Raw genomic sequence first — 13,933 nt, 5'->3', positions numbered from 1 at the left:
TGTGGAAGGACCGATCCTGATGTCTGCTCGCACTGATGCTGCCCAGCTGCGCCTCATGGTGCGTATCGCCAGGATGTACCACGAGCTGGGGATGAGGCAGACCGATATCGCCTCCGAGCTCCATGTCTCGCAGCCTCGCGTGTCCCGCCTGCTCAAGCGCGCTGTTGCCGAGGGTGTTGTACGCACCGTTGTCACGGCGCCGGAGGGGACCTACACGGTGCTGGAAGAGGCCGTGGAGGAGCGCTACGGACTGGCCGAGTGCATCGTCGTCGACTCCGGTGAGGGGGAGGCGGAGGTTGGTGCTTCCCTGGCCTCGGCGGCGGCGACCTACCTGGAGACCACCTTGACGGGTGGGGACGTGATCGGCCTGTCCTCCTGGAGTGCGACCTGGCTGGCGGCGGTGGAGCAGCTCGCAGCCTTCCGCGTGCCAGTGGCCTCCCAGGTGGTTCAGCTCTTCGGCGGCGTGGGCCACCCCAAGGTCCAGGTCAAGGCCACCCGGCTGATCGACCTCCTGGCGCGTGACACCGGTGCCGAGGCGGTCTTCTTTCCCTCCCCTGCGATCCTTGGGTCGTCCTCGGCCGCGGAGCAGCTGGCTGACGATCCGGCCGTCCAGCGGGTCATGGAGCTGCTTCCGCAGGTGACGATCGCGCTGGTGGGGATCGGCAGCCTGGAGCCCTCGCCACTGCTGCGCGAGTCGGGCAATATGACGACGGCGCAGGACACTGACGAGCTGGGCGCGGCCGGTGCGGTGGGGGACGTGTGCCTGCGCTTCTTCGACGCTGAGGGCCATGTGGTGCACTCCGACTACGACCGTCGGCTCGTGGGGGCCGACGCTGACCAGATCCGGGCGATCCCGCGCCGTGTGGCGGCGGCGGGCGGCGAGCGCAAGCACGCTGCGATCCGGGGCGCGCTCCTGGGCGGCTGGGTCAACGTCCTCATCACGGACGTCCACACGGCCCGCAGCCTGCTGGAGGGGTGAGGGCACTGGCCGGGGCGAGGGGGCGCCGTCGGGCGAGCATGATGGATGTGGGCCGCCGCGCCGGCGTGTCCGCGCAGACGGTCTCGCGCTACTTCAATGACGGCTACGTCTCCGAGCAGGCCAGGGCCCGGATCGAGGAGGCGGTGCGGACGCTGGGTTACGTGCCCAACCGGCTGCCGGTCCAGCTGCGTCGTGATCGCACGGACTCCATCGGCGTGTGCCTGTTCGGGCCGCTCAACTACGGAAACTCCTCAATCATGACCGGGATCTACCGGGTGGCGCGCGAACTGGGGCAGCGTGTGCTCATGTCCCATATGGAGCCTGACCCGCAGGGCAGCACCGCGTTGTGGGACGAGGCGGTGGCCGAGATTGACGCCATGATCGCCAACCGGGTGGACGCCGTGGTGGTCGCCTCGCCGTACGAGGGCCTGATGCGCATGGTCGACCATGTGGGAGGCCTGGTGCCCGTGGTGGTACTCAGCGAGTTCACGGACTCTGAACGCGATCCGGTGGGGTCATACTCTTACGGCTTCTCTCTGCGCCTGGTGGAGCACCTCATCGCTCTGGGGCACACGAGGATTCTTCATGTCGCGGGACCGAGTGACCGCATCCAGGCCAGGGGGCGGCGTCGTGCCTACGAGACCGCTCTGAAGGAGGCGGGGCTCGAGCCGCTGCCGGTCGTTGAGTGCGAGGAATGGGACGCGGTCTCGGCGGCCAGGGTGGCTGAGACTGTGGACCCGAGCTCCTTCACGGCGGTCTTTGCGGGCAATGACGATCTGGCGCTCGGCTTCATGAGTGTGATGCGCGCTCGGGGCGTGGTGGCACCGCGCGACTACGTCATCGCTGGCTTCGACGACCGCCCCCAGGCGCGTTTCTTTGAGCCGCCGTTGACGACGGCGCATATCGACTTCGAGAAGATCGGCGAGACGGCGATCCGCACTGCTGTCACCCGTGCTGCTGGTGAACCTGCCTCGACGGGGCAGTGGCTCGTTCCTGGCGAGATCATGCTGCGGGAGTCGACGGAGGGTTTCTGAACCCCGCTACAGGGGGTGTTGGTCAACTGGTGCTTGTGCACGGTCGGATGTGTGCGTTACGCTTAACACGTCCTCATTCAGGGTGGAATGATTATCCGTTCGGAGGTCCAATGGTGGACAGTGTTAAGACGTGGCGGCTCGGATCTGCTCCGTGGGCTGGGATCGAGAAGACGGTGGCTCGTGCCCGCGTCATCATCGACAACGACTTCTCCGGCGATCCCGATGACTTCTATCAGCTGGTGCACCACCTGCTCAGCCCTACCGTGGAGATCCCCTTCATCGTTGCCTCTCACCTGCGCCCGGGTGACCCCATGGATCCCAGTGACCACACGGCGACCAACGCCGAGCGCCTGGCCAATGAGGTCTGCGAGGTCATGGGCCTTGAGCACGAGGGGCTTGTGGTGCGTGGTTCGGAGGTGCCGCTTTCGGACCGGGCGACCGCTGCTCCCTCGGCCGCTGTCGAGCGGATTATCGCCGAGGCGATGCGCGAGGACACTGACCTCCCGCTCTACTACGCCGCAGGGGGTGGGCTGACGGACTTGGCTTCGGCCTACCTGATTGAGCCGCGTATTGCGCAGCGGCTGACCCTCGTGTGGATCGGCGGTGCTGAGCATCCGGGCACCGTCAGCGCTCCTCCGCAGATCGAGGACGCCCCGGAGTATAACCTGCGGATTGACGTTGCCGCAGCGCAGGTTCTCTTCGATGCTCCCGATCTGGCGATCTGGCAGTTCACTCGGGACATCTACCGTCAGTGCCTCATCTCGGACGCGGAGATGCGGCTGCGCGTGCGCAGCGCCGGAGCCGTCGGGCGTTACCTCTACGACTCGATCGTGGACGTGCGTGCGCGCATGGCTGAGCACGGCTTGCTGGCGGCTGAGACCTACGTGATCGGCGACCAGCCGCTCGTCCTCGCCACCGCACTGATGTCTCAGTTCCAGCCGGATACGTCCTCGTCCTTCCATGAGGTGCGTCCCTGCCCCTCCATTGCTGGGGACGGCTCCTACATCCACCGGCCCGATGGGCGTCCGATCCGGGTCTACCGCCAGGTTGACACCCGGCTCATGTTCGAGGACCTCTACTCCAAGCTGTCGGAGTTCGCTGCCTGGCAGCGTTCGTGATCCTCGTCCGGCCACCGGCGAGTGCACGCCGGTGGCCGCAGGCCCGCTCGGGCGGGCGCCTTCCCCTGTCCTGACCCATGTTTTCCCCCCACGGCAAGGAAGCCGTGCCCAACTAGAACGGAGACTCCTATGAAGATGACACGCCGCCACGCCCTCGGCCTCGGCTCCGCAGCGCTCGCCGCCGGCATCCTGTCTGCCTGCGGCCGCCAGGGAGGAGGCGCCTCCAGTGGTGACACCAAGGCTCTGACTGTGTGGGTTGGTGCGCTCCAGGACTCCCAGAAGAGCGACTTTGACCGTCTCATCAAGGCCTTCCAGGACGCCAACGAGGGCTACACGGTCTCCTACCAGACCCACTCCACTGATGACCTCAAGGAGGCCATGCGTCAGGTCTCCGGTACCAACGCGGGGCCGGATATCTACTGGTACTGGGAGGGGCCGGGTCTGGGTGGCGAGCTTGTTGACGCAAAGATGAGCCTGGACCTCACCGACTACTACAAGCAGTACGGCTGGGAGGAGCGCTTCACCTCTGCGTCCCTGGCGGGCATCACCCAGTACGGCGGTTACAACGGTGTGCCGTGGACCCTTCAGGCCCAGGCGCTCTACTACAACAAGACCCTCTTCGCCCAGGCCGGCATCACCTCGGAGCCCACGACCTATGAGGAGCTCGTCGAGGCCTGCGACAAGCTGGTGGCCGCCGGCATCACACCGATCGAGTTCGGTGGCACGGTGAACTGGCACGTCATGCGACTGCTCGACTCCCTCATTGAGAAGTACTGCGGTGCCGACGTCGCGACGACGCTGGTCACGGACAAGAAGGGCTGGGACACCGAGGCCGGCGTCACCGAGGCCTTCACCGAGCTCAAGCGCTGGGCGGACACCTACTTCAATGAGGGCTACATGTCCATCTCCAACGATGACTCTAGCCTCCTGTTCTGGGGTGGCAAGGCCGCTATGGCCCTGGAGGGGACCTGGTTCGACGCCCAGATTGTTGACCATGACATGGACCCGGCCGAGGTTGGTATCTTCCCCTTCCCCACCGCCACCGGCCGCCTCTATGGCTTCGGTGAGGGCTTCTACGTCAATGCCAACACCACGAAGGCTGACGCGGCTGCGAAGTTCCTCGACTTCATCACGGCACCGGAGCAGATGAAGGCCAGCGGTGGCACCTGGGCGGCAATCAGCGTCAACAAGGACGTGCCGGTCGGTGACGCCAACCCGCTCGACGCCCTGTGGGAGCCGATCATGTCCTCGGCTACCCAGATGTACAACAACTTCGACCAGGCCCTGTCCCTCAATGAGACCACGGAGTACTGGCGCATCCAGAACGCCGTCCTTATCGGCGAGATGACGCCGGAGGAGGCCGGTCCGGCCATGCAGAAGTTCATCGACGCCAACGCCTGACAGTCAGCGGGGGAGGAGGACGTCGTCCTCCTCCCCCAGCGCTGCCCTTCATGAGCGAAAGGTCTGCTATGGCAACAGCTGATGTCAGCACACTGGCGCCGCGCAAGGCACGCGCGCGGTCTGAGCACCGTGTCCTGCGCTCCCTTCCCTACCTGGCTCCTGCGGTCCTCCTCTACGGCATCTTCCTCATCTACCCGATGCTGGACTCGGTGCGCCTGTCCTTCTTCTCCTGGTCCGGCTACGCCGCGGACCCCCAGGAGTTCGTGGGTCTGAAGAACTACCGCTACCTCCTGACCCAGGACACGGTCTTCTGGACCGCGCTGAAGAACTCCATGATCTGGGTGGTGCTGTCCATTGCCATCCCCATGGTCCTGTCCCTGCTCATGGCACTGGCTCTCAACCAGCGCATTTGGGGACGCAACGTCTTCCGCTCGATCTTCTATATCCCCAGCGTCTTCGCCTCCATCACGGTGGCGGCCATCTGGCGCTGGATCTACAACCCGACCCTCGGTGTCATCAACCAGGTCCTCGATGCGATCGGGCTCGGCTCCTTCACCCACGAGTGGCTGGGGGACCCCAAGACGGCGCTGTACTCAATCTTCATCGCCTCGATCTGGCAAGGCGTGGGATTCAACCTCGTCCTCTTCCTCGCCGGCCTGCAGGCAGTACCTGCTGAGCTGGTGGACGCGGCCAAGGTGGACGGGGCTGGGCGCTGGCAGGTCTTCCGCAACGTGACCTGGCCAGCGCTGCGCCCGACGACGACGGTGGTCATCATCCTGACCATCATCAACTCTCTCAAGGTCTACGACCTCGTCGTCGGCATGACCGGAGGAGGGCCGGCCCAGTCCAGCCAGGTGCTGGCGCTGTGGTCCTACCAGCAGTCCTTCTCCAACCACAACTTTGGCGCTGGTGGCGCGGTAGCCACTGTGCTGCTCATTCTGTCTCTGTGCCTGGTGGTCCCCTACCTCGCATGGTCGATGAAGGGGGATGACTGAGATGGTGGCTCTTGCCTCAGCTGCTCCGACCGCGAGCCACAAGGCTCCGGTCAAGAACCGGCCGCAGCGGGACTGGGTGATTGTTGGGTTGTGGATCGCCCTGCTCATCACGGCGCTGTTCTGGCTCGTGCCCTTCTTCGTCATGGTGCTCACCTCCTTCAAGAGCCAGGGTGACCTCGCCAACGGCTCGACGCTGGGCCTGCCGGCCTCGTGGCTGTGGGAGAACTACGCCAGCGCCGCACAGACCGGCGACCTGTGGATCACTGGTACTAACTCACTGCTCGTGGCGGTCATCAAGGTTCCGCTCGGCCTCTTCCTCGCGGCGCTGGCTGCCTATGCGCTGGCGCGGATCCGGATGAAGCGGGCCAAGCTCATCGTGGCCTTCTTTGCCGTCGGCTCGATGGTGCCCATCCAGGTGGCCCTGGGCCCGATGTTCCAGCTCCTGCTCAAGGCAAACATGCTGGACACCTACATCGGCCTCATCATCCCGTACCTGGCCTTTGGCGTGCCCTATCAGATCTTCATGATGTACGGGTCGTTCCGGGCGATCCCGGACTCGGTCGAGGAGTCGGCCCGCCTGGACGGAGCCTCGACTTTCCGCATCTTCTGGCAGATCTGCCTTCCTCTCGTCAAGCCGACCCTGGCGGCGCTCTTCGTCCTTGACTTCGTGGCGACATGGAACGAGTACGCGATGGCGTCCACGATCCTGCAGTCCAACATGATGTCCACGATTCCGCTGGCGGTTCAGAACTTCTCCTCCCAGCACGGTACGGAGTACGGACCGCTCAACGCCTTCATCATCATGACGGCGATCCCGGTGCTCATCGTCTACCTGCTCTTCCAGCGATACTTTGTCTCCGGTGCCTTCACCGGCGCGGTGAAGGGCTGAGAAAGGACCTCATGATGACTGCCTCGCCCGCGCCCTACGTTCTGGCCCTGGATGAGGGGACCACCAATGCCAAGGCCTTCGCGGTCGCCCCGGACGGGACGATCCTGTCCGCCGGCTCGGCGCCGGTGCCCGTGGGCTATCCCCAGCCCGGATGGGTCGAGCAGGACGCCGAGGCGATCTGGGCGGCCCAGGCCCAGGCGATCCGTGACTGCCTGGCCGGAGTCGCGGGGATGCCGTCGGGCATCACGATCTCCAACCAGCGTGAGTCGGTGGTGTGCTGGGACGCGCAGACGGGCCAGGCCCTGGCGCCGGTGCTGGGCTGGCAGGACTCGCGCACCGCGGAGTTCTGTGACTGGCTGCGCTCGCCGGAGCGGGAGTTCGCCGTCGCTGAGACCACCGGCCTCAGCCTCGACCCGATGTTCTCCGCGCCCAAGATACGCTACCTGCTCGATCGCGTCTCGGCGGCGGGCCAGGCGGACCGCGCCCGCATTGGCACGGTGGACTCCTGGATCGTGGCGCGGCTGACCGGGCAGGACTCCTACGTCATCGAGGCTGGCAACGCCTCGCGCACGCTGCTGCTGGACCTGGCCACGTTGGACTGGTCAGAGCAGATGTGCGACCTCTTCGGCGTCGACCGCAGCGTGCTGCCGCGGGTGCTGGCCTCCAACGCGGACTTCGGCCGCACACGCGGACTCGACCTCCTGCCCGACGGCGTACCGATCGTGGGCGTGCTCGGTGACTCCCACGCCGCGCTCTTCGGGCACGGCTGCCGCTCTCCCCAGGAGGGCAAGGCCACCTACGGCACGGGATCGTCGGTCATGGTGCCCTCGGGCGTGGACCGCTCGGTGCGCCCCGGGGTCTCGACCACCCTGGCCTGGCTCACCGAAGAGCCGATGTACGGTCACGAGGGCAATATCGTCGCCTCGGGCACGGCGATGGACTGGACGGCGCGCCTGCTGGGCGTGGCCCCGGGGCGCGAGCTTGACGAGCTGGCTGCCACGGTCCCGGACAGCGGGGGCGTGACCCTGGTGCCGGCCTTCACGGGGCTTGGTGCGCCGTGGTGGGACCGTCAGGCCGTCGGCCTGGTCTCGGGCGTCACCGCGGGGACCGAGCGCGGTCACGTGGCGCGGGCGGCGCTGGAGGCGGTGACCCACCAGATCGCGGACGTCCTGGAGGCCCTGGGCAGTGAGGACCTGGAGGTTCTGCATGCCGACGGCGGGGCTACGGCCTCGCGCCTGCTCATGCAGTGCCAGGCGGACCTGCTGGGCCGCAGCGTCGTCGTCTCCTCCAACGCGGAGGTCTCGGCGCTGGGGGCGGCGCTCATGGGCTTCACCCGCCTGGGCTGGCCGCTGCCGGATCTGGAGTCCGACGGCGGGCGTCGCTACGAGCCGTTGATGGAGCCTGCCGCACGGGCGGCGGCTCGCTCGCAGTGGGGTAAGGCCCTGTCCCGCTCGCGGATGACCCCGGCCGGGTGAGCGCCGCGAGCCTTTTCTGACCCACGCGCCTCGCCGGGGCGCGATCCAGTCCGAGCCGCAGGCCTTGAGCCCTTGCGGACCGGCATCCCGGCGCATACCATCTGAGTGAATCAACGATCGGAGTTGAATAAACATGAGCAACGAACCAGTCTTCGGCGCAGGCCTGTGGAACTTCGCCACCTACGTGGACCGCTACGCCATCGACGGCTACGGCGAGCCGCGCTCCACCATCGAGCAGATCGAGCTGGCCGCCCAGGTCGGTGACATCTCCTACGTCGACCTCAACTTCCCCTGGACCGCCGGCCTGAGCACCCAGGACGTCAAGGAGGCGCTGGAGCGCACGGGCCTGAAGGCCATCGGCGTCACCCCGGACATCTACCTGCGCGAGCACCAGCTCGGCGCCTTCACCAACCCCGACCCGGCCAAGCGCGAGTCCGCCCGCGTCATCATGCAGGGCGCGGCCGACGCCGTGCGCGAGCTCGGCGCCCGCTACGTCAAGATCTGGCCCGGCCAGGACGGCTTCGACTACCCCTTCCAGGTCGACTACAAGGAGCTCAACCGCCTGGCGGTCGAGGGAATGCGGGATCTGGCCCAGGCCAACCCCGACCTCAAGTTCGTCATCGAGTACAAGCCGCGTGAGCCTCGCACCCACATGTTCTGGTCCTCGGCGGCCAAGACGGTCCTGGGCATCCAGGAGATGGGCGTGGACAACGTCGGTGTCCTGCTCGACTTCGGCCACGCCCTCTTCGGTGGGGAGTCCCCGGCCGAGTCCGCCCAGCTGCTCATTGACCACGGCCTGCTGTGGGGCATGGACGTCAATGACAACTACCGCGGCTGGGACGACGACATGGTCGTGGGCACCGTCCACATCACCGAGGTCTTCGAGTTCTTCTACACCTTGAAGAAGAACGGCTGGGAGGGTGTGTGGCAGCTCGACCAGTTCCCCTTCCGCGAGGACGTCGTCGACAACGCCCGCACCTCCATCCGCTTCCTCAAGGCCCTGCACAAGGCCCTCGACCGCCTCGACGAGGAGGCCCTGGCCGACGCCCAGCGCCGTCAGGACCCGCTGGCCGCCCAGCGTGTGGTCCAGGACGCCCTGCTGACCTGCATGGCCTGAGCGCCTGCGCACCCGAGGAGCTGACATGACCGTCACGGTCGATCTACCCGTCATCGGACGCACGCGTCCTGGCGCCAGCCGCGAGGAAGTGGTGGCCCACTTGAAGGAGGCGGCGCGCCGCATCCGGATGAAGGACCTGGCTACCGTCATGCGGGCGGGTCAGGGACACATCGGTGGGGAGTTCTCCATCATCGACGTGCTGACCACCCTGTACCTGCACACTGCCAACGTCACTGCGGACAATCTCGACGACCCGGACCACGATCGTGTGGTCCTGTCCAAGGGACACGCGGCCAACGCCCTGTACACCGTCTTCGCCGCTGCTGGCCTGCTGGACCCGGCCGAGCTGGACACCTTCGTCCAGCCCGACTCCCGGCTCAACGGCCACCCCGCGCGCACGAAGGTGCGTGGCGTTGAGGCTAATACCGGTCCGCTCGGTCACGGTCTGCCCATCGGCGTCGGCGACGCCATTGCCGCCAAGATCGACGGCTCGCCCCGGCGCGTCTTCGTCCTGACCGGCGACGGCGAGCTGCAGGAAGGCTCGAACTGGGAGGCGCTCATGGCAGCGGCCCAGTTCAAGCTGGACAACCTCGTGGTCGTGGCGGACCGCAACCACCTCCAGCAGGGGGCGACGACGGAGGACACCAACGACCTGACTCCGCTGGATGAGAAGGCGCGTGCCTTCGGCGCCCACGTGGTCGACGTCGACGCCCACGACTTCGACCAGCTCCTCGACGCCTTTGAGGCTGCTCCGGTCGAGGCTGGCAAGCCGACCTTCGTCATCGCCCACTCCCACAAGGGGCACCCGATCTCCTTCATGAGTGACAACGTGCCGTGGCACCACAAGCTGCCCAGCCCCGAGCAGGCCGAGGCGGCGCTAGCAGAGCTGGAGGCCCTCAAGTGAGCGAGAACCTGTACGACTGCCGCAAGGCTTACGCCCAGACGCTGGCGGACATCGCCCGCCAGGACGACCGTCTCGTCGTCGTCGTCAACGACTCGGTGGGCTCGTCTAACCTCGGCGGCTTCCGCGACGAGTTCCCCACCCGCCTCATCAACGTCGGCATTGCCGAGCAGAACCAGGTGGGTGTGGCAGCGGGCCTGGAGAACGGCGGGAAGATCCCTGTGGTCTCCTGCGCCGGGTCCTTCCTCTCCGCCCGTGCGACCGAGCAGGTCAAGATCGACGCCGGCTACTCCCACCGCCACATGCTGCTGTGCGCCCAGTCCCCGGGACTGGCCTACGGCGCACTCGGCTCGACCCACCACAGCGCCGAGGACGTCACCATCATGCGGTCCTTCCCCGGCATGACCGTGATCGTCCCGGCTGACCCGGCCGAGACCGAGGGTGCGATCCGCTGGGCCTACTCCGAGCTGGACGGCCCCGCCTACATCCGTATCTCGCGGATGAAGGTGCCTGCCATCCACGGTGAGGACTACGCCTTCACCCCCAAGGCCACGGTGCTGCGCGAGGGTGAGGACCTGACGATCATCGCCAACGGCGTGACCGTGCACCGGGCGCTGGAGGCGGCTGACCGCCTGGAGGCCAAGGGTGTGCACGCCCGGCTGCTGTCCATGCCTGTGGTCAAGCCTCTGGACGAGGAGGCTGTGCTGGCTGCCGCTCGTGAGACCGGCCGGATCATCACGGTCGAGGAGGGCACGGTCAACGGTGGTCTGGGCGGCGCCGTCGCCGAGCTGACCAGCGAGAAGTGCCCGGTGCCGGTCAAGCGGATCGGTGTACCGGACCAGTGGGCCCCCACGGGCTCCGAGGCCTGGCTCATGGACCACTGGGGCATCAGCGCCGACGGCATCGTCGCTGCTGCCCATGAGCTGAGGTCCTGACGCCGAAGACTTGGTCTGGCTGGGCCGGCTGGCTGGGCTGGGTGGCTTGGCCAAGACGACGAGGGCGCCTCGCACCACGTGTGCGGGGCGCCCTCGCATCGTGGGGGCGGAGGGACGTGGGGATGGCCGGTCAGGCCTGGGACGGCGGGTTGGCTCAGATCGTCGGCCCCTGCCTTCGTCGGTTGAGGCCCTGGACCGTCGGTTCTGACGTTGATCGCCTCCGCGCTCCCCCTACCTCCGTCGCTTTAGGTTGGGAACAGTCGGTTTGGTTGTGGCGGGGATGGGGATCGACTGTTAAAGGCCTCAAGCGACGGGTGCAGGCGGATTGGTGGATCCGGCCAGGTGGGTGTGGCGGGTTGAGGGCCTAAGGCGACGGATTGGCGGAGCCGGCGGGGCGGGGTCAGGTGGACCGAGGGGCGCGAGCCTCCTCGATCTCAGTCCTCAGCCGGGTCGCGCAGCAGGGCCGTGAACCAGTCGATGTGCTCCTGAGCCAGCTCTGCGGCGACGTCGAGCGCCTCACCATCAACGTTGGCCTCCACGTGGGCGGGGGCGTCAATGACGAGCACCTGGCGTCCCTCGGCGGCGTAGGCGGGCCAGGAGGGGACTGAGGAGCCAAGGATCTTGTTGTCCGGGCACCCGGTGCGCACGAAGGCCGCCCAGGTCGAGCGCAGGAGGCGCGAGACCTCGTGAGCCGCAGGCGTATCCCCATTGAGCCCCGTGGCGGTCTCGATGTTGCCGAAGGTCAGGGCGACGTCGAGCTCGTGGGGCGACATGAGGATCCCGTCCTCTGCCGGGGTCCTCAACGCGTTGCGGTAGCGCCAGGTCGGCGCCGAGGCTCCACGTGTCCGACGCAGGCAGGCTGCGTGGGCGGGGCCTGCGAACCACCCGTCCGAGGAGAGCTGCACCGCCAGCTCGTAGCCGTCCAGCTCGCCCATCCGGGCGCGGACGCCAGCAAGCAGCCGGCCAGCCACCTCGTGTCCCACGGCGGACGCCAGGCGTGCAGCGACGCCGTCGGCCCCTGCGGCGAGCAGGTCCTCGCGGCTACGGGAGAGGAACAAGGCAGCCTCGGTGTCCATGTCGCCGATGATGAGTGGCTTGTCCCCGGACAGGGCCACGGCCTGGTCGTCGAAAGGCTGGAAGGGCAAGGTCACGCCGTCGCGAACCGGCCCGAAAACGGTCGGACCGGCGGAGGTATCCCGGTAGGCGCGCATGAGCTCGGCCAGGTCAGTGGTGGCCAGGCGCTCGGGCTCGTCGCGATCCAGCCCCAGGCGCGTGAGCAGCGAGTCGCGTACGGCGAGTGCCTCGTCGGGCTCGGCCACGCGCGTCGTCGTGCCGGACTGCAGGATCGCCGCACGGAAGAGCGGCTGAGCCGCCGGCATCGCCAGCAGCACGGAGATCTTCATGGCGCCACCGGACTGGCCGGCGAGCGTGACCTGCTGCGGGTCTCCTCCGAAGGCGGCGATGTTGTCCCGGACCCACTCCAGGGCGGCGATGATGTCGAGCTGGCCGACGTTGCCGCTGGAGGCGTAGGGGGAGTCCGGGAAGACGACCGGGTCGACGACCTGGGTGTAGCCCAGCACGCCGAGGCGGTGGTTGAAGGAGACGACGACGAGGTCCTGCTCGGCAGCGATCCGAGCGCCGTTGGTGGAGGGTGAGGAACCGGAGTTGTCCGAGTAGCCCCCAGAGTGGACCCACATGAGAACCGGTCGTGAGGGTGCCGGGTCCCCGGCAGCGGCAGCCTGCGCCGCCGTGCCGGGGGTTCAGACGTTGATCGTCAGGCAGTCTTCGGACTCAGGGAGGTTGTCCGTCAGCCCCATCATCTGCAGCCATGGATTGGCGGCGCGGTCCACGCTGCGGTCCGGGTGGTCCTGCGCACAGGTCGGTCCGAACTCAAAGGCGTTGACGACGTCGTTCCACGGCGTCGGAGGCTGGGGCGGAAGGAAGCGGTAGGCCGAGGTGTCCGCGCCGTAGCGCATGCCCTTGAAGGAGACGACGCCCTCAGCCTCGATCCGGCCGCGGACGGGTCCGTAGCTCGTCGTGACGATTGTGGAGTTGTATACCGGGACGCCTCAGCCTTCCTGCCACTGGCTGAAGGCCTCGAAGGAGGCGAACATGTCCGCGAACAGCATGGTGTTGTCCACCTGCGTGTAGCGGCGCATGGGCCGAGTGCCCTCGGGGTAGCGGTACGTGCCGTCCTCAGCCAGCGCCACTCGGGGGATGACGTCATAGGCCGAGGAGGCGGCGTCCGGCTCGAAGGTGGTCTGGAGGCTGGATAGAAGCACCAGCGGCTGGTCGCCGAGCACGTAGGTGGCCCCGGCATGACCTGCGAAGGGCAGAATCATGCGTTGGACCTCCTCGAGCTGGGACAGCAGGAAGGCGCCCAGCCTGCCGGCCCGCTGGCAGCCGCGGCGGATGACGGACATCGGCACCAGGCTGGAGCGGTAGACGTTGCGCGGCATCTGCCACACGCGGGCGTCGGTGTCATTGAAGACGTACATAGCGGCAGGTACGTCCAGCGCCATGTTGTACTCCAGCGTGCTCGCGCCGGCCGGCACGTAGGCCAGGCCCGCGTGCTCGGACCCGCCGATCCAGATGAGCGTGAGACGGTCGGCGATTGCCGGCTCGGCCTTGTAGGCGCGAGCGACGTCGCCCAAGGATCCGCCGGCCACGAGGTAGAGCGGCCGGTCGTCCTCACGCATGGCCTCCTCGACGATGAAGCGCGAGGCCGCCGTCGGCCCGTCGTGATCGGCGAAGCCGCGGTCGTCGCCCTCGTAGAAATTGACCCCGTCCACGCCCATGAGCTCAAGCAGGTGCTCGACCTTCTCGCGCCCGGCCTGGATCGAGTGGCCGGTACGGTTCCAGCCGTCGTCCTCACGCAGGCGGGAGACGACGACGCCGCACACCTGCGTCCCCTCCACCAGCAGGTGGTGGGCGAGCTGGAAGAGGTCGTCCGGGTCCCCGGCGAAGTCGTTGTCGATGATGACCCGGGTGCGGCCCGGCACGCCCGCGAGCGGGTGGTCCTGGCCGAGCCACGGCGTCGTGCCGTAGGTCCAGCGTGCTGCTGTCATGGTGTGTCAGCCTTTCCCTCC

Annotated in this window: 11 protein-coding genes and 1 pseudogene; 10 read left to right on the top strand and 2 right to left on the bottom strand. The window is 67.4% G+C overall.

The genetic code is table 11. From position 1 onward, the window contains the following. Window positions 1-19: 19 nt before the first annotated feature. The 10 genes from HMPREF0058_RS01050 to HMPREF0058_RS01005 all read left to right on the top strand — a co-directional run bounded on the left by HMPREF0058_RS01050 (window position 20) and on the right by HMPREF0058_RS01005 (window position 10,844). On the top strand, window positions 20-979 hold the full coding sequence (locus tag HMPREF0058_RS01050; RefSeq protein WP_006547791.1) for a sugar-binding transcriptional regulator: 960 nt from the start codon (window positions 20-22) through the stop codon (window positions 977-979). Between the two features lie 47 nt (window positions 980-1,026). After that, window positions 1,027-2,013, top strand: coding sequence for a LacI family DNA-binding transcriptional regulator (locus tag HMPREF0058_RS01045; protein WP_169305800.1), 987 nt, complete (start codon window positions 1,027-1,029; stop codon window positions 2,011-2,013). A 110-nt stretch (window positions 2,014-2,123) separates the two neighbouring features. Further along, the gene (locus HMPREF0058_RS01040; RefSeq protein WP_006547789.1) at window positions 2,124-3,131 is read left to right on the top strand and encodes a nucleoside hydrolase; all 1,008 of its coding nucleotides are present in this window, start codon (window positions 2,124-2,126) and stop codon (window positions 3,129-3,131) included. 129 nt (window positions 3,132-3,260) lie between these two features. After that, a complete protein-coding gene (locus HMPREF0058_RS01035; RefSeq protein ID WP_006547788.1) occupies window positions 3,261-4,532 on the top strand; it encodes an ABC transporter substrate-binding protein in 1,272 nt (423 codons plus the stop codon). Between the two features lie 68 nt (window positions 4,533-4,600). Further along, entirely contained in the window at window positions 4,601-5,527 is a 927-nt protein-coding gene (locus HMPREF0058_RS01030) for a carbohydrate ABC transporter permease (protein WP_006547787.1), read from the top strand. Continuing rightward, on the top strand, window positions 5,520-6,416 hold the full coding sequence (locus HMPREF0058_RS01025) for a carbohydrate ABC transporter permease (protein WP_006547786.1): 897 nt from the start codon (window positions 5,520-5,522) through the stop codon (window positions 6,414-6,416). Before HMPREF0058_RS01030 ends, HMPREF0058_RS01025 begins: the two co-directional genes overlap by 8 nt. A gap of 14 nt (window positions 6,417-6,430) precedes the next feature. Further along, entirely contained in the window at window positions 6,431-7,891 is a 1,461-nt protein-coding gene (locus HMPREF0058_RS01020; protein WP_040319465.1) for an FGGY-family carbohydrate kinase, read from the top strand. 133 nt (window positions 7,892-8,024) lie between these two features. Continuing rightward, the gene (locus HMPREF0058_RS01015; RefSeq protein ID WP_006547784.1) at window positions 8,025-9,008 is read left to right on the top strand and encodes a sugar phosphate isomerase/epimerase family protein; all 984 of its coding nucleotides are present in this window, start codon (window positions 8,025-8,027) and stop codon (window positions 9,006-9,008) included. A 25-nt stretch (window positions 9,009-9,033) separates the two neighbouring features. Then, on the top strand, window positions 9,034-9,912 hold the full coding sequence (locus HMPREF0058_RS01010; protein WP_006547783.1) for a transketolase: 879 nt from the start codon (window positions 9,034-9,036) through the stop codon (window positions 9,910-9,912). Continuing rightward, a complete protein-coding gene (locus tag HMPREF0058_RS01005; RefSeq protein ID WP_006547782.1) occupies window positions 9,909-10,844 on the top strand; it encodes a transketolase family protein in 936 nt (311 codons plus the stop codon). The genes HMPREF0058_RS01010 and HMPREF0058_RS01005 overlap by 4 nt, the downstream gene beginning before the upstream one ends. A gap of 434 nt (window positions 10,845-11,278) precedes the next feature. Here the strand turns inward: HMPREF0058_RS01005 and HMPREF0058_RS01000 are convergent. Next, window positions 11,279-12,889: pseudogene (locus HMPREF0058_RS01000) on the bottom strand (carboxylesterase/lipase family protein). 24 nt (window positions 12,890-12,913) lie between these two features. Then, the gene (locus HMPREF0058_RS00990) at window positions 12,914-13,912 is read right to left on the bottom strand and encodes a nucleoside hydrolase (RefSeq protein ID WP_006547779.1); all 999 of its coding nucleotides are present in this window, start codon (window positions 13,910-13,912) and stop codon (window positions 12,914-12,916) included. Between the last annotated feature and the right edge of the window lie 21 nt (window positions 13,913-13,933).

Origin of the sequence: Actinomyces urogenitalis DSM 15434, assembly GCF_000159035.1 — a bacterium.
GTDB lineage: Bacteria > Actinomycetota > Actinomycetes > Actinomycetales > Actinomycetaceae > Actinomyces > Actinomyces urogenitalis.
Note: the sequence above shows the minus strand (reverse complement) of the source record. Positions and strands in the feature narration are given on the sequence as shown.

Coding starts and splice junctions, on each gene's coding strand:
- HMPREF0058_RS01050 (WP_006547791.1), top strand. CDS start 20: ATGTCTGCTCGCACTGATGCTGCCCAGCTGCGCCTCATGGTGCGTATC.
- HMPREF0058_RS01040 (WP_006547789.1), top strand. CDS start 2,124: ATGGTGGACAGTGTTAAGACGTGGCGGCTCGGATCTGCTCCGTGGGCT.
- HMPREF0058_RS01035 (WP_006547788.1), top strand. CDS start 3,261: ATGAAGATGACACGCCGCCACGCCCTCGGCCTCGGCTCCGCAGCGCTC.
- HMPREF0058_RS01030 (WP_006547787.1), top strand. CDS start 4,601: ATGGCAACAGCTGATGTCAGCACACTGGCGCCGCGCAAGGCACGCGCG.
- HMPREF0058_RS01025 (WP_006547786.1), top strand. CDS start 5,520: ATGACTGAGATGGTGGCTCTTGCCTCAGCTGCTCCGACCGCGAGCCAC.
- HMPREF0058_RS01020 (WP_040319465.1), top strand. CDS start 6,431: ATGACTGCCTCGCCCGCGCCCTACGTTCTGGCCCTGGATGAGGGGACC.
- HMPREF0058_RS01015 (WP_006547784.1), top strand. CDS start 8,025: ATGAGCAACGAACCAGTCTTCGGCGCAGGCCTGTGGAACTTCGCCACC.
- HMPREF0058_RS01010 (WP_006547783.1), top strand. CDS start 9,034: ATGACCGTCACGGTCGATCTACCCGTCATCGGACGCACGCGTCCTGGC.
- HMPREF0058_RS00990 (WP_006547779.1), bottom strand. CDS start 13,912: ATGACAGCAGCACGCTGGACCTACGGCACGACGCCGTGGCTCGGCCAG.